Raw genomic sequence first — 22,099 nt, 5'->3', positions numbered from 1 at the left:
CCCCGATACATCCAGTATCGGGGCGACCCTCCGCCTTGCGATCGCACGCACCAGGCACCGCCGGGCCCGCCCTCCGGGCGGACGACGCTACTTTCGAAACACGCCCCAGGGCCGCGGCACCGGATTCAGGCCGTCACTGGCCGCCGGCCTTGGCCTGCTGCTCCTCGACCGACTTGCGGACCTCGTCCATGTCCAGCTTGCGCGCCTGCCCGATCAGATCCGCCAGGGCGGGCTCGGGCAGCGCGCCGGGCTGGGCGAACACCGCGACGCGGTCACGGATGATCATCAGTGTCGGGATGGACTGGATGCCGAAGGCCGCCGCCAGTTCGGGCTGCGCCTCGGTGTCCACCTTGCCGAAGACCAGGTCCGGGTTGTCCTCGGCGGCCTTCTCGTAGACCGGGGCGAACTGACGGCACGGCCCGCACCAGGACGCCCAGAAGTCGATCAGCACGAAGTCGTTGTCGGTGACCGTCTGGTCGAAGTTCTCCTTGGTGAGCTCCACGGTGCTGCTCATGACCTGATTCCTTCTTCCCAGTGCTTCCTGCCAGGTGCTTCCCGGCATGGGGTGAAGCCGTCCGCACAACACGGCCGACCGGAGGCGTATTCCGCGCCCCTACCCGTGTGGCCACCGCGCACACCACCCACCAGACTGACCCCATGACGGAAACGGAAACCATCGCGTACGACGTCGTGGTGCTCGGGGCCGGGCCCGTGGGGGAGAACGTCGCCGACCGCACCCGTGCGGCCGGCCTCACCACCGCGGTCGTGGAGAGCGAGCTGGTCGGCGGCGAGTGCTCGTACTGGGCCTGCATGCCGAGCAAGGCCCTGCTGCGCCCGGTCATCGCCCGGGCCGACGCCCGCCGGCTGCCCGGCCTGCGCCAGTCGGTGCAGGGCCCCCTGGACACGGCGGCGGTCCTCGCCCGCCGCAACTGGTACACCGGCGACTGGACGGACGACGGCCAGGCCGACTGGCTGAAGAGCATCGGCGCCGACCTCTACCGCGGCCACGGCAGACTCGCCGGCCCGCGCACGGTGACCGTGGGGGACAGGACGCTCACGGCCCGCCACGCCGTCGTCGTCTCCACCGGCAGCCGTGCCGTCCTGCCCGAGCTGCCGAACCTCGCGGAGGTGAAGCCGTGGACGAGCCGGGAGGCCACCAGCGCCCAGTCCGTGCCCGGCCGGCTCGTCGTGGTCGGCGGAGGAGTCGTCGCCACCGAGATGGCCACGGTCTGGCAGGCCCTCGGCGCCCGGGTGACCGTCCTCGTACGCGGCAAGGGCCTGCTGAACCGCATGGAGCCCTTCGCGGGCGAGCTGGTCGCCGAGGCTCTCACCGAGGCCGGTGCGGACGTGCGGACCGGGACCTCGGTGGAGTCGGTGACCCGCTCCGACGGCACCGTCGTGGTCGTCACCGACCACGGCGACCGCATCGAGGCCGACGAGATCCTCTTCGCCACCGGCCGCGCCCCCCGCACCGACGACATCGGTCTCGACACGATCGGCCTGGAACCCGGCTCCTGGCTCACCGTCGACGACAGCCTGCGCGTCACCGGCACCGACTGGCTGTACGCGACCGGCGACGTCAACCACCGCGCCCTCCTCACCCACCAGGGCAAGTACCAGGCACGGATCGCCGGCGCCGCCATCGCCGCCCGCGCCGCCGGGACCGAGCCGCCGGACAGCGACCCGTGGGGCGCCCACGCCGCGACGGCGGACCACGAGTCCGTCCCCCAGGTCGTCTTCACCGACCCGGAGGCGGCCGCCGTGGGCCTCTCGCTCGCGGAGGCCGAACAGGCCGGCTACCGGGTGCGCGCCGTCGACGTCGACATGTCGTCGGTCGCCGGAGCGGGCCTGTACGCCGAGGGCTACAAGGGCCGCGCCCGGATGGTCGTCGACCTGGAGCACGAGATCCTGCGCGGGGTCACCTTCGTCGGCCCGGGCGTCGGCGAGCTGATCCACTCCGCGACGATCGCCGTCGCCGGCCAGGTCCCGATCGCCCGCCTGTGGCACGCGGTCCCCTCCTACCCGACGATCAGCGAGGTGTGGCTGCGGCTGCTGGAAGCGTTCCGGGACAAGTGACCGGCCGTTTACGGCAGTTCGAACCCGAGCGCCTCGGCCGCCGCCTCCGGTGTCGGATGCGCCCACAGCTCCAGCGCCGTCTGGTTGGCCGTCAGTGAACGGAGTTCGGCCCGGTCGAGGTAGAGCAGGCCGTCGAGGTGGTCCGTCTCGTGCTGGACGATCCGGGCGGCCCACCCGGCGAACACCTCGTCGAGCGCCCGCCCGTGTTCGTCCTCACCCGTCAGCCGCACCTCGGCGTGGCGGGCCACCACCGCCTGGTACCCGGGCACGCTGAGGCAGCCCTCGAAGAACGCGGCACGGCCCGAACCGACGGGCTCGTACGAGGGGTTGACCAGCACCCGGAACGGCTGCGGAACCCGGCCGCGGGCCATCCGCACCTCCTCCGGCACCGGGGCCGGGTCCTCGATCACCGCGATCCGCAGCTCCACGCCGACCTGCGGAGCGGCCAGACCCACGCCGGGCGCCGCGTGCATGGTGACGCGCAGCGCCTCGACGAACCGGGCCAGCAGGGCCGGGTCGAGCTGACCCTCGTAGCGCTCGGTGCCGGAGCGCAGCACCGGGGCGCCGGCCGCGACGATGGGCAACGGGCCGCCGGGGGCGAGGAGTTCCTCGACGCGTTCGGCGAGGGGGACGCGGGGACTGGGGGCTGCCATCGGGCCAGCATGCCACGAGCCGAGCCTATGTGACGCAGGTCACTGGAAGTGGCGGGAACTCGGCGTCGTCCCGGCCCGACTACTGGACCGTCACGGCTCAACACGTCCCCCTGACCCCGGAGAAGCCCGCCGATGTCCACCGCTCCCTCGACCTCCCCCACTTCCGGCTCCGTTCCGGCGGGGGGACCCCCATCGGACGAGGCCCCCGAGGCAGCCGCCGCGCCCGCGCCCAAGTCCCCCGGCCGCTGGGCCCCGTTGCGCCCGCTGATCCTGCGCCTGCACTTCTACGCGGGCGTGTTCGTCGCGCCCTTCCTGCTCGTCGCCGCACTCACCGGGTTCCTGTACGCCGGCGCGTTCCAGGCCGAGAAGCTCGTGTACTCCCACGAGATGACCGTGCCGGTCGGCAAGACCGAGCTGCCGATATCCGAGCAGGTGGACGCGGCCCGCAAGGCCCACCCCGAGGGCACGGTCTCGGCCGTACGGCCCTCCCCGGAGCCCGGCGCCACGACCCGTGTGCTGCTGTCCGGCGTCGAGGGAGTCGACGCCACCCACACGCTCGCCGTGTTCGTCGACCCGTACACCGGCAAGGTGCGCGGCGCGCTCGAGCAGTACGGCTCGACCGGCGCGCTGCCCCTGCGCACCTGGATCGGCGAGTTCCATCGCAACCTGCACCTCGGTGAGAACGGCCGCCTCTACAGCGAGTTCGCCGCCAGCTGGCTCTGGGTGATCGCGGGCGGCGGTGTCGTGCTGTGGTTCTCCCGCCGGCGTGCCCTGCGGAAGGTGCGCGGTACCGGCGGCCGCCGTCGCACGCTCGGCCTGCACGGCACCGTCGGCGTGTGGGCCGCCGCCGGGTTCTTCTTCCTGTCCGCGACCGGTCTGACCTGGTCGACGTACGCGGGCGCCAACATCGACGAGCTGCGCACCTCCCTCGGCCAGTCCACCCCGTCCGTCTCGGCGTCCGCGGGCGGCGGCGACCACGCCGGCCACGACGCGGCCTCCGGCGCCGGCGGTGACGGCGAGCACGGTGTCGGCCTGGACAAGATCCTGGCGGCCGCCCGCGCCGAAGGGCTGGGCGACCCGGTCGAGATCGTCCCGCCCGCCGACGCGTCTTCCGCGTACGTCGTCAAGCAGGTGCGGCGCAGCTGGCCCGAGAAGCAGGACTCCGTCGCCGTCGACCCGGCCACCGGCGAGGTCACCGACGTGCTGCGGTTCGACGACTACCCGCTGCTCGCCAAGCTGACCCGCTGGGGCATCGACCTGCACACCGGGGTCCTGTTCGGGCTGGTCAACCAGATCGCGCTGATGCTTCTCGCGCTCTCCCTGATCCTGCTGATCGTGTGGGGCTACCGCATGTGGTGGCAGCGCGGCCGCGGCTCCTCATTCGGCCGGCCGATCCCGCGCGGCGCCTGGGCGCAGGTCCCGCCGTACGTCCTGGTCCCGCTGATGGCGGCGGTCGCCGCGCTCGGCTACTTCGTCCCGCTGCTCGGCATACCGCTCGCGGGGTTCCTGGTCGTGGACGTCGTCCTCGGAGAGATCGCGCACCGGCGGGGACGGCGGGCGGCCGCCTGATCCGCCGCACACGGCAGCGGCCCGGCGGTGACCGATGGTCACCGCCGGGCCGCTCGTCCATGCCGCGTCAGTCCTGCGGGAAGTCTCCCGCGAGCGCCGAGGCGATCCGCAGATGCGGTCCCGCCTCGGTGTGCCGCCCCTGCCGCTCCAGGGTGCGGCCCAGCATCAGCCGGGCGTAGTGTTCCACCGGGTCCCGCTCGACGATCACCCGCAACTCGCCTTCCGCGCGCTGCAGTTGGGCCGAGTGGTAGTAGGCGCGGGCCAGCAGCAGCCGCGGTCCGGTCTGCTCCGGCACCTCCTCGACCAGCCCTACCAGCACCCGCGCGGCGGCGGTGTAGTCCCGCGCGTCGAAGAACAGCCGCGCGCGCTCCCAGCGCTCGGCCGGCGTTCCGTGGGCGTAGTACTCGGTGTCGTATGTCCTCGTGTCCACTCGTGACCTCCTTCGAGGCCGTCAACCGGACGTGATGGTTGAATATTCCACTACTCCTGGCGGGTCAGCGCGGCCAGTTCCGCATTGGCCCGCTCGGTGACCAGGGTCAGCACGCGCCCGCCGGCGGCCAGATCCTCCGCGGGGATGCCGGCGTAGATCCGGGCGGAGATCTCGCCCGTCTCCGCGCCGACCACGGCGAGCAGTTGACGGCCAGCCTCCGTGGGCCGCAGCAGCGGACCGTCGGCTGACAGAAGCTCCTCGGCGAGGAGTTCCTCGACCGTCACGCGGACGGCGGCGGGGTCGGTCTTCAGTGCCCCGACGACCTCGGCGACGAGGGCGTCCGCGGTCACGGGTCCGTCGGCGACGACCGCCGCCCGGAGGGTGATGTGCCGCGCGAACGTGGCCCCGTGGCGGGTGAGGACGTGCTCCAGTACGGAGCGGCCGGCGTAGTGCGCGAGCCCGATGGCGCGGCCGTCGACGGTGGGTGCGGTGGTCATGTCTCCCCCTGGGGATGGTCGGCGACGACGTCGAGAGGTACGTCGAGCAGGGCCGTCAGTTCGCTCGCGAAGGTGCGTGTCCGCGGGCTGTCCAGGCCGCCCAGCGGCTCCAGCAACCGCTCCAGCAGCCCCTGGATCACCGTGATGGCCCGCTGTGTGACGTCCCGGCCCTGTTCGGTGAGGGCAAGCCGCATGGCGCGCGGGTCCCGGGGATCCCGGGTCCGCTCGATCAGTCCGGCGGACTCCAGGGTGCGGGCCAGCTTCGAGACGTAGAGCGGCTCGAGGCCGGTGTGGTCGGCGAGACGGCGCTGGCTGGGGCGTTCACCGTCGCGCTGCATGCCGTACAGCGACGCCACCAGCGAGTACTGCGCGTGCGTGAGCCCGAGCGGCGCCATCGCCCGGTCCACCGCCACCCGCCACTTCGTCGACAGCCGCCACACCAGGAAACCGGGCGTGGCCCGTTCGGAACCCTTGCTCATGGGCTATAGAGTACATGGCTATTATGTCCATGGCTACAGTCGGAGGACTGCGACCGAGGCTGACTCGCGGCGGGTGGCGCGGCACGGGCGCGGGCCGCTATCGGGCCACGTAACCGCCGTCGACGGGGAGGGCGACGCCGACGACGAAGCCGGCGCCGGGGCTGCACAGCCACAGGACTGGCCTGGGCGATCTCCTCGGCCGTGCCGAGGCGGTTGACGGGCTGGTTGGCCTCGGCCTCGGCGCGGTCGAGTTCTCGCCTTGGCGATCATGTCGCTGACCATGGGGGTGTCGATGGTGCCGGGGCGGACGGCGTTGATCCGGATGCCGCGCGGGGCGTATTCGAGGGCGGCGCTGGTGGTCAGGCCGATCGCTCCGTGCTTGGAGGCGTGGTAGGAGGCGCGTCAGATGCGCAGCCGGATCACGGCGTGGTGCTTTCACCGGTGATCAGGGCGGTGACCGCCCGGAGTCCGCCTTCGGCGAGGGCGGCGCGTTGTCGGTCCGCCCCGCTGCCGTTCCGCAGGAGCCGGTGGACCAGGGACGCGACCTGCCGGCCGTCGCCCGCCGTGTCGAGTGCGGGAGTGATGTGCCGCTGGAGCTCGTACAGGACGTCGCCGGCACGCTGTCGACCGCCTCCGGGATCGATCAAGGCGTCGCTCAGACCGTGGCGGGCCGCGTGCCACATGGCGGCCTGCAGCAGTTCCGGGGCGCATTCCGGGGCGGGGACACCCGCGGCCACCTCCGTGAGGGCGGTCTCCACGAGGGCCCGGACGATGCCGGCGAACATGACCGCGTCGTCCGCGTTCAGCTGCACGTCCAGGCACCGCACCTCGAGCGTGGGAAATCGGTCCGAAAGCCGGGCCTGCCAGTACAACTGCCCCTCGTCCGAGATCAGGCCGCTGTCCACGAGGTGCCGAACCCGCCGGTCGTAATCGCCCGAGTCCGAGAAGGACGGTGGTATGCCGCTGACCGGCCACCGACCGAAGATCACGGTGCGCCAGCTGGCGAATCCGGTGTCGTGGCCGTCCCACAGCGGAGAGTTCGCGGACATGGCCGTCAGTGTCGGCAGCCACACCCGGATCCGGTTGAGGACGTGCACGCCCGCCTCCCGGCTGGGCACGGCGACGTGCACGTGCATGCCGTTCACCAGCTGCTCCGCGACCAGCTGAGGGGCCTGCAGAGCCATGGCCCGGTAGCGGGCCCGGTCGGTGACGGCCATGGGACGACCGTGGCGCGACGGCGGTGTCCCGCAAGCGGCGATCCGGCAGCCGTGCGCCTCGGCGGCCGCGCCGACGGCATGCCGCAGACGCAGCAGGTGTCCCCCGACCTCCTCCAGCGTGGCGCAGACCGGCGTGGCCACCTCGACCTGCGCCTGCGACAGCTCGTACTGCACTTCCTGGTCGGCCGCGAGTGACGCCAGACCGGCCGTGACGCGCACCTTGTCCGCGTGGGGCACGGGCAGGCCCGTGACCGGGTCGAGCAGCAGGTACTCCTCTTCCACGCCGATCGTCGTCATCGGCCGTCCCTGTTCCGCACCCCGAAGAGCGCACTCCCATGGATGACCCGAGTGCCGCGCTCACCTCGGTATAAAACATCGCAAAATATTAAAGATGGGAGTATTTCTGGTGAATCGGCGTGATGTTGTCGGCGTGCGCGGGGAGGTATCCGTGCTGGGCGCCAAGCCGGTGGAGTCCTCGCAGGACCGCGCGGTTGTCCTGCGTCCAGAACGACGAAGGAGTGGAGATCCCATGGGACACGGCGGAAACGTCATCCGGGAACTGACCGCGGATCACCGCGAGGTGGACGACCTCTTCTCGCAGATCGAAGCGTTGCCCGGGGCCGACGTGCAGCGACGCGAACTGGCTGACCGGCTCACCATGGAGCTGATCCGGCACTCGGTGGCCGAGGAGCAGTACCTGTACCCGGCGGTGCGCCGGTACGTCGACGGAGGAGACGACCTCGCCGACAAAGAGATCGCCGACCATGCCGAAGTCGAGCGCATGCTCAAGGAGCTCGAAAGCTGCCAACCCGGCGACGGACGGTTCGACACGCTGATTCTGCGGCTGAAGAACGCGGTCACGGCGCATGTCAGCGACGAGGAGAATCGACTCTTCCCCATGCTGGCCGACGTCTGTTCCGCCGATGCCCTGGAGGAGCTGGGGGAGAAGGTCCGCGCGGCCAAGCGGCACGCTCCCACCCGCCCGCATCCCTCCGCGCCGGACACCCCGCCGGCGAACAAACTCCTCGCGCCCGGCACCGGCATGGTCGACCGCCTGCGTGACATGCTCACCGGGCGCGGAAAGCAGGACTGAACAGACTGGAGCGGCTTCCGCACCCGTGTGCGGCTCGGCCACCCGGCGGAGCGCCGTCCTGGGCGGGTTCCGCGGGGGACGGCGTGCCGACCGGCTCCCGCGGGGCGTAGCGTCCTCATAGGGCGAGTCCGGGCAGGTCCGACGTGCGGAGGCCGCACGCTGAGGGGAGCGGAGGATCGACCCGGCCGTCCGGGGAGCTCCCCCGCGATGCTGGAGGTGCCTCGTGACCGGAGCGGGTGATCCGGCCGCCGCCGACAACGAGCTGGACACCGAGTTCTCGGAGACGGTACGGCAGACCGGCGCGTCCGTCGGCGCTCTGTACCTGCTCGCATCGGACGAGCAGGTGCTGTGGCTGGACGTGCTGTGCGGGGCTCCGGCCGAGTTCGCCGCTCCGTGGGCGAGGGTGTCCATGGCTGCTCCGGCACCGGTGGCCGAGGCGGTCCGCGAGGACCGGATGGTGTGGGTGGCCGGCCAGGAGGAGATGGCCCGCTCCTATCCGCGCACCGCGATGGTGCTTCCCTACCCGTTGGTGCTGCTCGCCGCACCGGTCACCGGTGCCCGACGCTGGGGCGCGCTGCTGCTGATGTGGCCGGCCACCCGGCCGTCGTACATGACCGGGCGGGAGCGGGGTCATATCGCGTCGCGCTGCCGACGTCTGGCCCGACTGCTGGAGGACGCCGCCGAGCACGGCAGGCCACCGGCCCGGGGCGGTCGGCTCCGAGTCGTCCCCACGGCAACCGGCCGCCGGTCCGGGAGCCCGGCGACGGCCGCCGCCGACTTCGCGGAGCGCCTGCCCGGCGGAAGCTGCGCCCTGGACCTGGAGGGGCGTTTCACCTACGTCAGTTCCGGCGCCTGCGACCTGCTGGGACGGGAAGCCGGTGAGCTGCTGGGCACCCTGCCGTGGCAGTCCCTGCGCTGGCTCGACGACCCCACCTACGAGGACCGCTACCGTGCCGCGGTGATCAGCCGGGAGTCCGTGTCGTTCACCGCCTGCCGGCCACCGGACCACTGGCTGGACATCCATCTCTACCCGGACGCCAGCGGCATCAGCGTCCGCATCGTGCCCAGCGGCGCACAGCCCCCGCCCTCACCGGCGCCGCGCCGGTCCACGGGCACCGCCACACCGGCCCGCGCCGGTCAGCTGTACCAGCTCACCCACCTGGCCGCCGCGCTGACCGAGGTCGTGGGCGTCCAGGACGTCATCGACCTGGTCGCCGACCAGATCATGCCCGCCTTCGGCGCCCAGGGCCTGGTCCTGTCCACCGCCGACGCCGGCCGGCTGCGGATCACCGGATACCGCGGCTACGCCGCCCACGTCATCGAGCGGCTCGACGGCCTCCCCCTCGACACCGACTTCACCCCCGCCGGGCGTGCCCTCAGCACCGGCATCCCCGCGTTCTTCGCCGACCCCGAGGAAATGCGGTGCGTCTACCCCGAGGCACCGCGGGCCAGCGGCAAACAGGCCTGGGCCTTCCTGCCGCTGATCATCTCCGGCCGACCCGTCGGCTGCTGCGTCCTGTCCTACGACCACCCCCACGCGTTCCCGGCCGAAGAACGCGCCGTCCTGACGTCGCTCGCCGGACTCATCGCCCAGGCCTTCGACCGCGCCCGCCTGTACGACACCAAGCACGAACTCGCCCACGGCCTTCAACAGGCACTGCTCCCGCGCACCCTTCCCCAGGTCACCGGTCTGCGGGTCGCCGCCCGCTACCTGCCCGCCACCCGGGGCATGGACATCGGCGGAGACTTCTACGACCTGATCCGGCTCGGCGACACCGCCGCCGCGGCCGTGATCGGTGACGTCCAGGGCCACAACGTCGCCGCCGCCGCCCTGATGGGCCAGGTCCGCACCGGTGTCCTCGCCCACGCGACCCTGGGCACGCCCCCCGACCAGGTCCTCGCCAGGACCAACCGGCTCGTCACCGACCTCGTCCCCGACCTGTTCACCAGCTGCCTCTACGCCCACCTCGACTTCGCCCGCCGACGTGTGACCCTGGCCAGCGCGGGCCACCCGCCGCCCCTTCTGCGCCTCCCCGACGGCGATACCCGGCCCGTCGTCGTCCCACCCGGACCGCTCCTGGGAATCGACCCCGACGCCGTCTTCCCCGTGACCGAGATCCCGCTCACGGCCGGCCTGATGCTCGCCTTCTACACCGACGGCCTCGTCGAAACACCGGAGACGGACCTCGACGACTCCATCGCCCACCTCGCCCACCATCTCGCCCGCGCCGACGACCGGGATCTGGACCTGCTGATCGACGACTTGCTCGGGAAGGCCCGTACGACCGGACGGCGCACCGACGACCTCGCGCTCCTGGTGGTGCAGTACACCCCCATGCCGACTGAACCCCTGTGACGACGCCCCCTGGATTTCCACAGGTCAGAGCGCCCTTCCCAGCGGTTTCAGCGGCGTGGCAGGCAGCTGCGGCGCGGGCGGCGGAGCCCCGTCGCAGCCCTGGATCCCGACGGAACGGGCGCCCCGGACCGCTTCGGCGGCTTCGAGGTGAACTCAGTATTGCTCGGTCTCCACGAAACCCGCGTCCGCGTCGTTGTCCGCGCCGAGGGCGGCGGCGGTCGGGTCGAATCCGGGCGGGCTGTCCTTGAGGCCCAGGCCCATGCCGGCCAGCTTCGCCTTGACCTCGTCGATGGACTTCGCACCGAAGTTGCGGATGTCCAGCAGGTCGGCCTCGGAGCGGGCGACGAGCTCACCCACGGAGTGGACGCCCTCGCGCTTGAGGCAGTTGTACGAACGGACGGTGAGCTCTAGGTCCTCGATCGGCAGCACCAGGTCGGCGGCCAGGGCGGCGTCCGTCGGGGACGGACCCATGTCGATGCCCTCGGCGTCGATGTTCAGCTCGCGGGCGAGACCGAACAGCTCGACCAGCGTCTTGCCGGCGGAGGCCATGGCGTCACGCGGACGCATCGCCTGCTTGGTCTCGACGTCGACGATCAGCTTGTCGAAGTCGGTGCGCTGCTCGACACGCGTGGCCTCGACCTTGTACGTGACCTTCAGCACCGGCGAGTAGATGGAGTCGACCGGGATACGGCCGATCTCCTGGCCCACCTGCTTGTTCTGCACGGCGGAGACGTAACCGCGGCCACGCTCGACCGTCAGCTCCATCTCCAGCTTGCCCTTGCCGTTGAGCGTGGCGAGGGCGAGGTCGGGGTTGTGCACCTCGACACCGGCCGGGGGCGCGATGTCGGCGGCGGTGACCAGACCCGGGCCCTGCTTGCGCAGGTACATCACGACCGGCTCGTCGTGCTCCGAGGAGACGACCAGCTGCTTGATGTTGAGGATCAGGTCGGTGAGGTCCTCCTTGACGCCCGGCACGGTGGTGAACTCGTGCAGGACGCCGTCGACGCGGATGGACGTGACCGCCGCACCCGGAATCGAGGAGAGGAGGGTACGGCGGAGGGAGTTGCCGAGGGTGTAGCCGAAGCCCGGCTCCAGCGGCTCGATCACGAACCGGGAGCGGAACTCGTCGACGACCTCTTCGGTCAGGGACGGACGCTGAGCGATCAGCACGAAGTGTTGCCTCCAGGGGTTTGGCGCCCGCTGTCTGACGCCGTAGATACCACGAAGGGTACGGGCGATACGGTCTCCGCAGAGGCCGAACCGCCGGTCTCCCGACCGGCGAGGAGGCTTCGGGCCGCCCTTCCCCTCCCCACCCCCGGCCGTTTCTCCGTTGCCCGGGTCCGGCTCGCGGGCGCGCAAGACGGCGAGGAAGGCCGGCCGCGGGGGTGGCCGGCCGTCGTTCGAGTGCCGTGCTGTGACCCGCGTCATAGCGCGTCAACCGAGGCGGGGCCCATGTAGGTATCCCGGTCGCGACGATCTCGGCGGCCGGCCGGGATCGGCTTTTGCCGGAGCCGAGGAACCGTGTTCCCGCGCCTGACCGCCCACCAGGCCGCCGCTCCGGAGGCGAGCCCCGCTTCCAGTCGGCATACCGGGCCCCGGCGCGTCGAGGAATTCCATCGGCTTCCGCCCGGGCCGGGGCACGCGGTCCGTGCGGGCTCCTGAACAGGCGGGAAAGTGGCCGAAGTTGTTGCTTTCCCTTGCATGTTCCAGCCGGGTAAAGGCGCATGTGATCGCAGCCGACTTTCGGGGATCGCGGTTCGAAGCAAGATCGAATTCAGGTCAATCAACCGTTCGATCACTGACAGCGCACACAGCTCACTGACAGGATCTTCACACCGCACGGCAGCCGTTGTCTCGAATGACCGCCCACGAACGGTCAGAAGGAGAGCCGGAGTGACAAGTTCCTTACGTGCCCGCGATCCCCGATCCTCCCGGACCAGACGTCTTGCCGCAGCCGCTTGTGTGGCTGCGACCGCGTTGGCGACCGCCGGTCTCCCCGCCGCCGGCGCCCAGGCCGCGCCGGACCCGAAGCGAAACCCCCCGAAGATATCCCCCACCCTGCGACCGGGGGCCGAGCCCGTCGACCTCACCGCCTCCCAGCGCGCCAAGTTGCTGAAGTCCGCGGCCGACGCCAGTGCCCGCACGGCCGGTTCCATCGGGCTGGGCGCGAAGGAGGAACTGCTCCCGAAGGACGTCCTCAAGGACTCCGACGGCACGGTGCACACCCGCTACGAACGCACCTTCGCCGGACTGCCCGTCCTCGGCGGCGACCTGGTGGTCCATGAGCGCGCCGACGGCCGGACGGTGAGCAGGGCGACAAGCGCGCGGATCACGGTTCCCACCACCAAGGCCGAAGTCCCCGCCGCCGTGGCCGGGAAGGCCGCGCTGCGCATCGCGAAGTCCGAGGGCGGTGAGCAGGCCCGGATGGACGGCGCGCCCCGGCTGGTGGTCTGGGCCGCCGGCGGGACGCCGACCCTGGCCTGGGAGTCCGTCACCACCGGCCGTCAGGAGGACGGCGGCCCCAGCAGGCTCCATGTCGTCACCGACGCCACCTCGGGCAAGCAGCTCCAGAAGTTCGAGACCGTCCTCCCCGGCATCGGCCACGGCCAGTTCAACGGCACGGTCAACCTGCAGACCAGCCGCGACAACGATGTCTACACACTGCACGACGCCCAGCGCAACAACTCGGTCTTCGACGCCCACCACACCGAGGTCGGCGGCGAGACCCTGTACACGGACGACGACGACGTCTGGGGCGACGGAAGGCCGGCCAACGGCCAGACCGCGGCGGTGGACGCCGCCTACGGCGCGCAACAGACGTGGAACTTCTACCACGACCAGTTCGGCCGCAACGGCATATCCGGGGACGGCCGGGCGGCGAAGTCCCTCGTCCACTTCGGCGACGAGATCGTCAACGCCTTCTGGGACGACGACTGTTTCTGCATGCTCTACGGGGACGGCGAGGACAACCTCAACCCGCTCACCGCACTCGACGTCGCCGGCCACGAGATGACACACGGCGTCACGTCCGCCACCGCGGGCCTCATCTACGCCGGTGAGTCGGGCGGACTCAACGAAGGCAGCAGCGACATCATGGCCGCCGCTGTCGAGTTCTTCACGCACAATCCCAGCGACGTCCCCGACTACGAGGTCGGCGAGCTCATCGACATCAACGGCGACGGCACGCCGCTGCGTTACATGGACGAGCCCTCGAAGGACGGCCTTTCGCAGGACTACTGGTCCTCCGAGACCGCCTCGCTCAACCCGCATTTCTCCTCCGGCGTGGCGAACCACTTCTTCTATCTGCTGGCCGAGGGCAGCGGCAGGAAGACCGTCAACGGCGTGACCTACGACAGCCCCACCTACGACGGACAGCCGGTGGCCGGCCTGGGCCTGCACAACGCGCAGAACGTCTGGTACCGGGCGCTGACCACGTACATGACCTCGACCACCGACTACGCGGATGCCCGTGAGGCCACCCTCCAGGCCGCCGCCGACCTGTTCGGCCGGTCCAGCGAGGCGTACGAGGCCGTCGGCAACGCCTGGGCGGCCGTCAACGTCGGCACGCGCTTCGTCAACCACATCGCCCTGACCGTTCCGGGCGCGCAGACCTCGGCGGTCGGTCAGCCGGCCGAGGTACGGATCGCGGCGACGACCAGCCGACCGGGGAGGATCTCCTTCTCCGCCACCGGCCTGCCGGAGGGGCTGTCCATCGACTCCGCCACCGGTGTGATCTCCGGCCTCCCCGAGAAGGCGGGTGACTACGCACCGACGGTCAAGGCGACCACCGCCGACGGGCAGTCGACCGGGAAGACCATCGACTGGACCGTCGTACCGTCAGGCGGCGACTTCTTCGTCAATCCCGGCGATGTCGAGGTCGCCGACGCCGGAGATCCCGCCGAGTCGCCGCTGCTGGTGACCGGTCGGGGCGGCAACGCCCCGGGGCAGCTCGAAGTCTCGGTCGACATCGTCCACACCTACCGCGGTGACCTGGTCATCGACCTCGTCGCCCCTGGCGGCACCACGTTCCGGCTGAAGAACTCGAGCGCCACCGACAGCGCAAGCGACGTACACGCCACGTACACCGTCGACGCCTCCGCCGAACCCGCCGACGGCACCTGGAAGCTGCGCGTCCAGGACGTCTACAGCGCTGACGTCGGGTACATCGACTCCTGGAAACTGAGCTTCTGACGGTCCGGCTCCGCACCGCGCACCGTTCACGCTGTGCGGCTCCGCCCGATCTCCGGGCGGAGCCGCACACTCGGCATGTCCGGCGCGGGCCGGCTGTCGTCGGCCTCCCACCGGTGATCACCAACAGGGCGCCCGGCAAGGGCGGCGGGCGGCCGCTGGTCCGGCGTGCCGTCGCGCATGGCCGCCGCGGTGGCGGGTACGACCCTCCCGTACGGGGGGCGTCGCGGAAGCGACCGAAGAGCGAGGGATGTCGCAAGTGATTCGAAAGCTGCAGGCGGTCGCGCTGGACTGCGCTGATGCGGTACGGCTCGCTGAGTTCTACGCGGAGCTGCTCGGCGGCCGGGTGATCGCGGACCCCGAGGAGCCCGACTGGGCCGAGGTGCACGGGTTCGAGGGGACACCGCTGGCCTGTCAGCGGGTGGACGGTTACCAACCGCCCGAATGGCCCGGCCAGGAGCGCCCGCAGCAGCTCCACCTGGACTTCGATGTGGACGATCTCGATGGGGAGGAGAAGCGGGCGCTCGCCCTCGGCGCGACCGTGCTGGAGCGGACGGACCAGCTCCACCCGGGGGCCAACTGGCGCGTCTACGCGGATCCGGCCGGCCATCCCTTCTGCCTCTGCCTCCACTGAGCCCTCGCGCCCACCGTCCTGGCCCGCGACTGAGCCGGCCTCCTATTCGTTTGCCGCAGGCCGGCGCGGTCGGATAGGAAGCTCGCATGCTGAAGGGGAAGAAGGTCGGGCTGCGGGCCCGGCACGAGGAGGACATCCCGGTCCTGCGGTCCGAGCTCTACGACGACGTGGTCAACGCCTCTCGTGCGGAAAGCGGGCCGTGGCGGCCGATCACGCCGGGTTCGAAGGACTCGCGGCTCGTGGTGGACGACAAGGAGCAGGGGCTCGTCCCGTTCTCCGTGGTGGAGCTGGACGGCGGCACGCTGGTCGGTACCGCGACGCTGTGGGGCATCGACAATCACAACCGGTCCGCGCACATCGGGTTGGGGCTGCTGCCGTCCTCGCGCGGCAGGGGCTACGGCACCGACGTGGTCGCGGTGCTGTGCCACTACGGTTTCGTGGTGCGTGGCCTGCAGCGGCTGCAGATCGAGACGTTGTCGGACAACGCCGCGATGCTGCGTTCCGCCGAGCGCAACGGGTTCGTCCGCGAGGGCGTGCTGCGCTCCTCGGCCTGGGTGATGGGCGAGTTCCTGGACGAGGTGCTGCTCGGGCTCCTCGCCCAGGACTGGAAGCCGGACATGCCCTAGTGCGGTGGCACCGGCTGCCGTCCGACGGTCGAGGCGGATGCGGAGCCGACAGGAACGCGGACAGCCTCGGAGGTTCCTGGGTGGGACCCCGAGGGGTCGTGCCACCAAAGGGGCGTCCCTGACTACCCAGGTCAGCGCACCCTTCCGCGTGGTTTCAGCGGAGTTTTCGGCAGGGCGGGGGCGGGGAGCGGTGCTCCGTCGTAGCCCTGCACTTCGCCGAAACGGGTCCCTCCTGCCCAGTCCTCGCGAGCCTGCTCGATCTCTTCCTGGGACCGCCCGACGAAGTTCCACCACATGATCAGCTCCTCCTCGAAGGGCTCGCCGCCGAGGAGCATGAGGCCGGCGTCGGATTCGGCGCGCAGGGGGAGTTCGGTGCGGCCGCAGCCGAGGTAGAGCATCGAGCCAGGCAGGACGGGTACGCCGTCGACGTGCACCTCGCCGGACATCGCCAGTACGCCGTACTCGAATTCGGGCACCAGCGGGAGCCGTACGTCCGTGCCGTGGGCGAGAGCGAGATCGGCGCCCACGATCGGGGTGTACGCCGTTCCGGGTGAGCGGGAGCCGTCGAGGTCGCCGAGGATCACGGTCGCCGTGAGGCCGGGAGCGGTGACCGCGGGCAGGTCGGCATGGTGCTCGAAGCGGGGCTCGGTGTGGCGGTGGGCGTCCGGCAGCGCCACCCAGAGCTGGGCGCCGTGCAGGAACCGGGCGTGTGCCTTCGGGCTCTCCTCGGAGTGGCTGATCGCGCGCCCCGAGGTCATCAGGCCGAGCTCCCTGGGCCGGATGGTCTGCAGGCTCCCCGTCGAGTCGCGGTGCAGCACCTCGCCCTCGTGCAGCCAGCTGACGGTCTGCAGACCCATGTGCGGGTGCGGCGGGACCTGCATGCCCGGTTCGTCGGCGATGTCGTCGGGGCCGTAGTGGTCGACGAAGGCCCAGGCGCCGATCATGCGCCGGCCGAGGTTCGGCAGCAGCCGGCGTACCTCGGTCGACTCGCCGAGCTTCACCTGCCGGGGGCTCAGCAGTTCGCGGACGGGTTCGGCGACGACGAACCCGCGCCCGCCGCAGACGCTCGGCACGGGCGCACGGTCAAGGTTGCTCATGCGGACAACCTAGTGCCCCGACAGACGACGTTCGCCCCCTCGCGGTGCCTGCCGGGCCTCCGGCGGCCGGGTGCGGCGGCGTGTCGGCCCCCGCAGGCCGGGACTCAGTCCTTCAGCGTCGCCGCGAGTTCCCGGCCGGCCTCGACGATCTCGGTGTCCCGTTCCCTGAGAAGGTCCTGGAGGAGGCCGCGCTGGGCGCGGACGGCGTGGCGGGCCTGGCGTTCCCAGGCGAGGTGATTGTCGGGGTGGCGCAGCAGCTTGGGGTACGCGGCCGCGGTGGTCTCCCACTGGCGGGTGTCGGCGATGCTCTTCAACAGGCGCAGTATCTCCACCCGGCAGGTGACCTGGGGGAGGCGCACCAGCTCCCAGAGGAAGGGGACCGTGGCCGCCGTCGCCTGGTCCACGACGAAGCCGTACCGGCAGATGCGGCGGCGCAGCTGGCCGAGTGCGGTCTCCGCGGTGTCGGCGTCGCCGCGGGCGACGGTGGTGAGCAGGGCGGGGATGCCGGCGGCGGATCCGGTGGTGTCCTGGATCTCGGGCCAGGGCACCTGTCCCAGGTCCTTGAGGGGCGGGGTGGTGTTCGTGGCGGTCATGTCAGTGCGGTGCGGGTCGGCAGCATGGCCCAGACCGTCTTGCCCACGGGGGAGCGGCGGGTCCAGCCCCAGTGCTCCGAGAGGGCTTCGACGATGTGCAGCCCGCGGCCGTGCTCGAGCAGGTCGTCCCCGGTGTGCGGGTAGACGGGCAGACTGTCGCTGGGGTCGGTGACGGCGCACATCAGATGCGATCGGCGCAGGGTGAGTCTGAGCCGCACGTCGAAGTGGTCCGTCCTCGGATACGGAAGTCCGTGCAGCACGGCGTTGGCGGCGAGTTCGGTGACGACCGTGACCGCGTCGTCCGTGCAGTGGTCCAGGGACCAGCCGTCGAGCGTGCGGTGGGTGAAGTCCCGTGCCTCGGCGAATCCCTCCCGGCTGCCTTTGAGGTGCAGGGTTGCCGTTCTCGGCGAGTCGCGTAGGGACTCGTGGCTCCGGAACTGCGCAGGTGATGGCACGGGGCATCTCCCTGAGGCGAGGTCAGGACGGGTTGCCGGAAGGGCGGTTGACGGCATGGCTATTATCCACGCTGACGATGTCCTCGTGCAATTTCACGGGAAATTGCGCGCGTACAGACGAGGAGAGTTGCCGTGTCGTCAGTACCGGGGTCCGCAACGGGATCCGTGCCGAATGGAGTGCGGGCGAGCTCGCTGGGCGTCCGCTGGGTCAAGAGCAGCCACAGCAACGCGGAGGGCAACTGCGTCGAGGTCGCGGCGCTGGCCGGAGGGGGCGTGGCGCTGCGCAACTCCCGTGACCCCGACGGTCCGGCCCTGGTCTACACGCCGGCCGAGGTGGCGGCGTTCCTGGCGGGTGCGAAGGGCGGGGAGTTCGACCACCTGCTGTGAAGGCACCTGCTGTGAAGGCACCTGCTGTGCAGGTGGCTGCCGTGAGGGGTCCGAGGTGGCGTCCGGCGCGTGACACGCGGCTCAATTCGCGTGCTCCATACGGTCGTAGGCCGTCGGATGCGATAATGGGTGCTGTCGTCCGCCGGTCCGTGGGGAGTCACAGGATGCCTGCCGAGTCACCTCGAGTCTCCCGCCTCGAACCGTATCTGAACCGCGCGGAGCCCGCCCCGACCTTGCTGAAAATGCTGGTAGGGGTCCAGCTCGCGGGTATGCGGGAGGACGCCGGCCTCGCCCAGGACCAGGCCGCGCGTGCCGTCAGGTTCAGCCCGGCGAAGCTGTCGCGCATCGAGGCGGGCAAGGGGCGCCGCCCTCCGACGGAGGGTGATGTCCGCGCGCTCCTGTCGCTCTACGGCGCGGACGACCACGAGGCCTCCGTGCTGCTGCAGCTGTTGCGGCAGGCGGGGGAGCCGGGCTGGTGGCAGCGGTACGACAAGCGGCTGATGCCCGAGTGGTTCGACCGGCTGGTCGGACTGCAGGAGGCGGCCACCGCGATCCGTACGTTCGAGATCCAGTACGTGCCGGGCCTGCTGCAGACCCCGGCCTACACCCGTGCCGTCGTGGAACGCGGGCTGCCCTCGGCCTCGGCCCGGGAGGTGGAGCGCCGGGTGGAACTGCGGACCCGGCGCACCGATCTGCTGCACCGCGCCGACGCGCCGCGGGTGTGGGCGATCCTCGACGAGTCGGTGCTGCTGCGCGTCCTCGGCGGCCGCGACGTGATGCGCGAGCAGCTCGCGCACCTCGTGAAGCTGGCCCGGCTGCCCCATGTGACGGTCCAGGTCGTGCCGTTGGACGTCACCCACGCCTCGGCGCCGGCCATACCGATCACCTATCTGCGCTTCGGCGGCGCCGATCTGCCCGACGTCGTCTATCTGGAGCAGATCAGGAGCGCCACCTTCCTGGAGGACCGGGACGAGACGGAGGAGTACCGGGTCGCCCTGGACCGGCTGGCCGACCAGGCGCTCCAGCCGCGCGAGACGCTGGCGATGCTAGAGGGGACCATACGGGAGCGCTACGCCTGACGGCCCGGGCCCGTCCGGTCGGTCTCAGCCCAGGCGGCCCACGCCGCCGAACTCGATCCACTCCTGGGTGAGTTGCCGGGGTGCGACCTCGGTGTCGGGTCGCCAGGTGGAGACCTCCACCAGTCCCGGTTCGAGGATCTCCAGCCCCTCGAACCACTCGGCGACGTCCTTCTCCTCGCGTACCCGGCCCCAGTGTCCCTGGGTGGCCTGGTCCATGAAGTCGGTGACGAACTCCCGCACCTTCGGGTCCTCGCTGACGAGCTGACACATCACCAGACAGCTGCCGGGCGCGAGGCGTTCGGACACCCGGCGGACCACGGCGAGGGGGCCGTCGGTGTCGCTGTCGGGGATGCAGTGGAAGACCGAGTTGAACAACACGGCCACCGGCTGGGAGAAGTCGATGAGCCGCTCGGTGTCGGGGTGGGTGAAGATCGCTTCGGTCTCGCGCATGTCGGCGTGGATGACCGTGGTGCGCTCGTCCTGCTCCAGCAGGGCGCGGCCGTGGACGAGGACCATGGGGTCGTTGTCGACATAGACGACGTGGGTCGTGGGGTCGATGCGCTGGGCGACCTGGTGGACGTTGTCCTGGGTGGGCAGGCCGGAGCCGTGGTCGAGGAACTGCCGGATGCCGTGGTCCTGCGCCAGGGTCTTCACGACGCGCTGCAGGAAGCGCCGGTTGTTCAGCGCGAGGGCGCGGGTGCTCGGGACCACCTTGTCGAGCTGTTCGCAGGCGGCCCGGTCGGCCGCGTAGTTGTCCTTGCCGCCCAGATAGTGGTCGTACATGCGCGCGGCCGTCGGAACCGTGGCGTCGATCTCCGTGGACAGCTGCTTGCCAGGCTGCATCTCTTCCCCCAGGCTCCCCGCCGTGCCCTGTGCCGGCGCGGTCGACAACACATCCTAGGGAAGCCGTAATTGGCGGCACCACCCCTTGATCGACGCTTCCCCTGAAGGGGGCGGCGCACGAAGCCGCCTTGGACTTCTGGTCCAGCATCTGGACTCGTGGTCTAATGTGGCCATGGGATCCAGGGAAGCCGAGAGGGACGCGATCCTGCGGGCGCTCGCCCCTGTCGTCGACGGCATCGCCGCGACCTTCGGGCCGGTGTGCGAGGTCGTCCTGCACGACTACCGGCGGCCGGAGAGGTCCGTGGTGGCGGTCGCCGGGTCGGTCACCGGGCGGACGGTCGGCGGCGCGATGAGCGAGATCGGCCTACGCGTCCTCGCCCGTGGCGACGACGCCCGTGACGAGCTGAACTACGTCACCCGCACCGGCGCCGGCCGACTGGTGAAGTCGTCCACGATGGTGCTGCGTGACTCGGCGGGCGCGGTGTTCGGCGCGCTGTGCGTCAACGTGGACGTCACCGAGATGGACCGGGTGCGCGATCTGCTCGGCGCCCTCGCCGGGCCGGCCACGGAGCCGCCGGTGACGACCACCTTCGGCGACGACATCGACTCCGTCGTGGAGGCCCTGCTCGACGCCCATCTCCGGAGCCAGGACCAGACCTGGGCAGGACTCGACCGCGCCCGCCGGCTCGCGTTCTTCCGCGGCCTGGACGAGCGGGGCGTGTTCGCCGTACGGCGCGCCGTCGAGCAGGTAGCCGCCCGCCTCGGCATCTCCCGCGCCTCCGCCTACAACTACCTCGCGCAGGCCAGGGCGACGACCACCGACACCCCCGAGGGAGCCACTCCGTGACCACCGCATCCCCGCCGATCACCCTCGACGACGTCCGAGACGCGGCCGCCCGGCTCAAGGGCGTCGCCCACCGCACCCCCGTACTGCGCTCCCGCACCCTGGACGCGGCCGTCGGTGCCGAGACGGTTCTGAAGTGCGAGAACTTCCAGCGGGTGGGCGCCTTCAAGTTCCGTGGCGCCTACAACGCGGCCTCCCGGCTGACCCCTGGGCAGCTGGCCCGGGGCATCGCCGCGTACTCCTCCGGCAACCACGCCCAGGCGGTCGCCCTCGCCGCGCGGGAACTGGGCACCACGGCGGTGATCGTCATGCCCGAGGACGCCCCGCGCTCCAAACGGGCGGCGACCGAGGGGTACGGCGCCGAGATCGTGACGTACGACCGCTACACCGGCGACCGGGTGGCCATCGCCGAGGCCCTGGCCGCCGAGCGGGGCCTGACGCTGATCCCGCCCTACGAGCACCCGCACGTCATGGCCGGCCAGGGCACCGCCGCGCTCGAACTCCTGGAAGAGACGGGGGAACTGGACACCCTTCTCGTGCCGGTCGGCGGAGGGGGGCTGATCGCGGGCAGCGCCACGGCGGCCAAGGGGCTGCGGCCCGGCATCCGGATCGTCGGCGTGGAGCCGGAGGCGGGGGACGACACCAAGCGGTCACTGGAGGCGGGCCGGCGGGTGGAAATCCCGGTGCCGCGCACCATCGCCGACGGCCAGGCCCTGCACATCCCCGGCGAGCTGACGTTCTCGGTGAACCGGCGGCTCGTCGACGAGATCGCCCTGGTGTCCGACGACGAGATCCGTGCCGCCATGCGGTTCGCCTTCGAGCGGCTGAAGATCGTCATGGAGCCCAGCGGAGCCACCCCCCTGGCCGCCCTGCTCGCGGGCCGGGTCGGTTCCCCGGGCCGCCGCGTCGGTGTGATCGTCTCGGGCGGCAACATCGACACCGGCCGCTTCGCCGAGCTGTGCGGCGGCGGGGTCTGAGGCCGC

At 71.3% G+C, this 22,099-nt stretch carries 22 protein-coding genes and 1 pseudogene; 11 read left to right on the top strand and 12 right to left on the bottom strand.

Annotated elements, in window-relative coordinates; all coding sequences use genetic code 11:
* Positions 1-133: 133 nt before the first annotated feature.
* Positions 134-514: a thioredoxin gene (trxA, locus tag ACIBVL_RS07950; RefSeq protein ID WP_399093605.1), complete on the bottom strand. Its 381-nt coding sequence runs from the start codon at positions 512-514 to the stop codon at positions 134-136.
* A 143-nt stretch (positions 515-657) separates the two neighbouring features.
* Between trxA and ACIBVL_RS07945 the strand changes: the two genes are divergently transcribed.
* Positions 658-2,076, top strand: coding sequence for a dihydrolipoyl dehydrogenase family protein (locus tag ACIBVL_RS07945; protein WP_399093602.1), 1,419 nt, complete (start codon positions 658-660; stop codon positions 2,074-2,076).
* Between the two features lie 8 nt (positions 2,077-2,084).
* Here the strand turns inward: ACIBVL_RS07945 and ACIBVL_RS07940 are convergent, their stop codons facing one another.
* Positions 2,085-2,729, bottom strand: coding sequence for a peptide deformylase (locus ACIBVL_RS07940; protein ID WP_399093599.1), 645 nt, complete (start codon positions 2,727-2,729; stop codon positions 2,085-2,087).
* A 132-nt stretch (positions 2,730-2,861) separates the two neighbouring features.
* On the opposite strand from ACIBVL_RS07940, the gene ACIBVL_RS07935 reads away from it, so the two are divergent.
* Positions 2,862-4,298 carry a PepSY-associated TM helix domain-containing protein gene (locus ACIBVL_RS07935; protein ID WP_399093596.1) on the top strand — a complete coding sequence of 479 codons (1,437 nt, stop codon included), beginning with the start codon at positions 2,862-2,864 and terminating at the stop codon, positions 4,296-4,298.
* A gap of 67 nt (positions 4,299-4,365) precedes the next feature.
* Here the strand turns inward: ACIBVL_RS07935 and ACIBVL_RS07930 are convergent, their stop codons facing one another.
* The 5 genes and pseudogenes from ACIBVL_RS07930 to ACIBVL_RS07910 all read right to left on the bottom strand — a co-directional run bounded on the left by ACIBVL_RS07930 (position 4,366) and on the right by ACIBVL_RS07910 (position 7,218).
* Complete coding sequence (locus ACIBVL_RS07930) at positions 4,366-4,728, bottom strand: tetratricopeptide repeat protein (RefSeq protein ID WP_399093593.1); 363 nt, start codon at positions 4,726-4,728, stop codon at positions 4,366-4,368.
* Positions 4,729-4,778: 50 nt separating this feature from the next.
* Complete coding sequence (locus ACIBVL_RS07925; protein ID WP_399093590.1) at positions 4,779-5,225, bottom strand: MarR family transcriptional regulator; 447 nt, start codon at positions 5,223-5,225, stop codon at positions 4,779-4,781.
* Positions 5,222-5,704 carry a MarR family winged helix-turn-helix transcriptional regulator gene (locus ACIBVL_RS07920; protein ID WP_399093587.1) on the bottom strand — a complete coding sequence of 161 codons (483 nt, stop codon included), beginning with the start codon at positions 5,702-5,704 and terminating at the stop codon, positions 5,222-5,224. The genes ACIBVL_RS07925 and ACIBVL_RS07920 overlap by 4 nt, the downstream gene beginning before the upstream one ends.
* A 97-nt stretch (positions 5,705-5,801) precedes the next feature.
* Positions 5,802-6,106 (bottom strand): annotated as a pseudogene (locus ACIBVL_RS07915) (SDR family oxidoreductase); the annotation flags it as partial.
* Between the two features lie 17 nt (positions 6,107-6,123).
* Positions 6,124-7,218 (bottom strand): glutamate--cysteine ligase, encoded by a 1,095-nt coding sequence (locus ACIBVL_RS07910; protein WP_399093584.1) that lies wholly within the window; start codon positions 7,216-7,218, stop codon positions 6,124-6,126.
* Positions 7,219-7,450: 232 nt separating this feature from the next.
* Here ACIBVL_RS07910 and ACIBVL_RS07905 point away from each other — a divergent pair, with 232 nt between their 5' ends.
* Together ACIBVL_RS07905 and ACIBVL_RS07900 are read left to right on the top strand one after the other, a co-directional pair.
* Entirely contained in the window at positions 7,451-8,014 is a 564-nt protein-coding gene (locus ACIBVL_RS07905; RefSeq protein ID WP_399094830.1) for a hemerythrin domain-containing protein, read from the top strand.
* A gap of 223 nt (positions 8,015-8,237) precedes the next feature.
* Positions 8,238-10,370 (top strand): SpoIIE family protein phosphatase, encoded by a 2,133-nt coding sequence (locus ACIBVL_RS07900; protein WP_399093581.1) that lies wholly within the window; start codon positions 8,238-8,240, stop codon positions 10,368-10,370.
* Positions 10,371-10,523: 153 nt separating this feature from the next.
* Here ACIBVL_RS07900 and ACIBVL_RS07895 read toward each other — a convergent pair whose 3' ends face one another.
* Complete coding sequence (locus ACIBVL_RS07895; RefSeq protein WP_399093578.1) at positions 10,524-11,540, bottom strand: DNA-directed RNA polymerase subunit alpha; 1,017 nt, start codon at positions 11,538-11,540, stop codon at positions 10,524-10,526.
* Between the two features lie 792 nt (positions 11,541-12,332).
* Between ACIBVL_RS07895 and ACIBVL_RS07890 the strand changes: the two genes are divergently transcribed.
* The 3 genes from ACIBVL_RS07890 to ACIBVL_RS07880 all read left to right on the top strand — a co-directional run bounded on the left by ACIBVL_RS07890 (position 12,333) and on the right by ACIBVL_RS07880 (position 15,818).
* Positions 12,333-14,561: a M4 family metallopeptidase gene (locus ACIBVL_RS07890; protein WP_399093575.1), complete on the top strand. Its 2,229-nt coding sequence runs from the start codon at positions 12,333-12,335 to the stop codon at positions 14,559-14,561.
* 256 nt (positions 14,562-14,817) lie between these two features.
* On the top strand, positions 14,818-15,192 hold the full coding sequence (locus ACIBVL_RS07885; RefSeq protein WP_399093572.1) for a VOC family protein: 375 nt from the start codon (positions 14,818-14,820) through the stop codon (positions 15,190-15,192).
* 86 nt (positions 15,193-15,278) lie between these two features.
* Entirely contained in the window at positions 15,279-15,818 is a 540-nt protein-coding gene (locus tag ACIBVL_RS07880) for a GNAT family N-acetyltransferase (protein ID WP_399093569.1), read from the top strand.
* A 131-nt stretch (positions 15,819-15,949) separates the two neighbouring features.
* Here ACIBVL_RS07880 and ACIBVL_RS07875 read toward each other — a convergent pair whose 3' ends face one another.
* The 3 genes from ACIBVL_RS07875 to ACIBVL_RS07865 form a co-directional block, all read right to left on the bottom strand.
* Positions 15,950-16,915, bottom strand: coding sequence for a pirin family protein (locus ACIBVL_RS07875; protein WP_399093566.1), 966 nt, complete (start codon positions 16,913-16,915; stop codon positions 15,950-15,952).
* 104 nt (positions 16,916-17,019) lie between these two features.
* A complete protein-coding gene (locus ACIBVL_RS07870; protein ID WP_399093563.1) occupies positions 17,020-17,508 on the bottom strand; it encodes a hypothetical protein in 489 nt (162 codons plus the stop codon).
* On the bottom strand, positions 17,505-17,963 hold the full coding sequence (locus ACIBVL_RS07865; RefSeq protein WP_399093560.1) for an ATP-binding protein: 459 nt from the start codon (positions 17,961-17,963) through the stop codon (positions 17,505-17,507). Before ACIBVL_RS07865 ends, ACIBVL_RS07870 begins: the two co-directional genes overlap by 4 nt.
* Positions 17,964-18,128: 165 nt before the next feature.
* On the opposite strand from ACIBVL_RS07865, the gene ACIBVL_RS07860 reads away from it, so the two are divergent.
* A complete protein-coding gene (locus ACIBVL_RS07860; RefSeq protein ID WP_399093557.1) occupies positions 18,129-18,350 on the top strand; it encodes a DUF397 domain-containing protein in 222 nt (73 codons plus the stop codon).
* A 164-nt stretch (positions 18,351-18,514) separates the two neighbouring features.
* Positions 18,515-19,429, top strand: coding sequence for a helix-turn-helix domain-containing protein (locus ACIBVL_RS07855; RefSeq protein WP_399093554.1), 915 nt, complete (start codon positions 18,515-18,517; stop codon positions 19,427-19,429).
* A 24-nt stretch (positions 19,430-19,453) separates the two neighbouring features.
* Here the strand turns inward: ACIBVL_RS07855 and ACIBVL_RS07850 are convergent, their stop codons facing one another.
* Positions 19,454-20,272, bottom strand: coding sequence for an SAM-dependent methyltransferase (locus ACIBVL_RS07850; protein ID WP_399093551.1), 819 nt, complete (start codon positions 20,270-20,272; stop codon positions 19,454-19,456).
* A gap of 172 nt (positions 20,273-20,444) precedes the next feature.
* On the opposite strand from ACIBVL_RS07850, the gene ACIBVL_RS07845 reads away from it, so the two are divergent.
* The gene (locus tag ACIBVL_RS07845) at positions 20,445-21,119 is read left to right on the top strand and encodes a transcriptional regulator (RefSeq protein WP_399093548.1); all 675 of its coding nucleotides are present in this window, start codon (positions 20,445-20,447) and stop codon (positions 21,117-21,119) included.
* Complete coding sequence (locus tag ACIBVL_RS07840; RefSeq protein WP_399093545.1) at positions 21,116-22,093, top strand: threo-3-hydroxy-L-aspartate ammonia-lyase; 978 nt, start codon at positions 21,116-21,118, stop codon at positions 22,091-22,093. Before ACIBVL_RS07845 ends, ACIBVL_RS07840 begins: the two co-directional genes overlap by 4 nt.
* Positions 22,094-22,099: the final 6 nt, after the last annotated feature.

This window comes from Streptomyces sp. NPDC049687, from assembly GCF_044465285.1.
In the GTDB taxonomy this organism is placed as follows: domain Bacteria; phylum Actinomycetota; class Actinomycetes; order Streptomycetales; family Streptomycetaceae; genus Streptomyces.
This window is presented reverse-complemented; position numbering and strand designations above follow the sequence as displayed.

Bases quoted from the DNA above. Each gene is read 5' to 3' on its own strand.
- trxA (WP_399093605.1), bottom strand. From the start codon at position 514: ATGAGCAGCACCGTGGAGCTCACCAAGGAGAACTTCGACCAGACGGTC.
- ACIBVL_RS07945 (WP_399093602.1), top strand. From the start codon at position 658: ATGACGGAAACGGAAACCATCGCGTACGACGTCGTGGTGCTCGGGGCC.
- ACIBVL_RS07940 (WP_399093599.1), bottom strand. From the start codon at position 2,729: ATGGCAGCCCCCAGTCCCCGCGTCCCCCTCGCCGAACGCGTCGAGGAA.
- ACIBVL_RS07935 (WP_399093596.1), top strand. From the start codon at position 2,862: ATGTCCACCGCTCCCTCGACCTCCCCCACTTCCGGCTCCGTTCCGGCG.
- ACIBVL_RS07925 (WP_399093590.1), bottom strand. From the start codon at position 5,225: ATGACCACCGCACCCACCGTCGACGGCCGCGCCATCGGGCTCGCGCAC.
- ACIBVL_RS07920 (WP_399093587.1), bottom strand. From the start codon at position 5,704: ATGAGCAAGGGTTCCGAACGGGCCACGCCCGGTTTCCTGGTGTGGCGG.
- ACIBVL_RS07910 (WP_399093584.1), bottom strand. From the start codon at position 7,218: ATGACGACGATCGGCGTGGAAGAGGAGTACCTGCTGCTCGACCCGGTC.
- ACIBVL_RS07905 (WP_399094830.1), top strand. From the start codon at position 7,451: ATGGGACACGGCGGAAACGTCATCCGGGAACTGACCGCGGATCACCGC.
- ACIBVL_RS07880 (WP_399093569.1), top strand. From the start codon at position 15,279: ATGCTGAAGGGGAAGAAGGTCGGGCTGCGGGCCCGGCACGAGGAGGAC.
- ACIBVL_RS07875 (WP_399093566.1), bottom strand. From the start codon at position 16,915: ATGAGCAACCTTGACCGTGCGCCCGTGCCGAGCGTCTGCGGCGGGCGC.
- ACIBVL_RS07870 (WP_399093563.1), bottom strand. From the start codon at position 17,508: ATGACCGCCACGAACACCACCCCGCCCCTCAAGGACCTGGGACAGGTG.
- ACIBVL_RS07855 (WP_399093554.1), top strand. From the start codon at position 18,515: ATGCCTGCCGAGTCACCTCGAGTCTCCCGCCTCGAACCGTATCTGAAC.
- ACIBVL_RS07850 (WP_399093551.1), bottom strand. From the start codon at position 20,272: ATGCAGCCTGGCAAGCAGCTGTCCACGGAGATCGACGCCACGGTTCCG.
- ACIBVL_RS07845 (WP_399093548.1), top strand. From the start codon at position 20,445: ATGGGATCCAGGGAAGCCGAGAGGGACGCGATCCTGCGGGCGCTCGCC.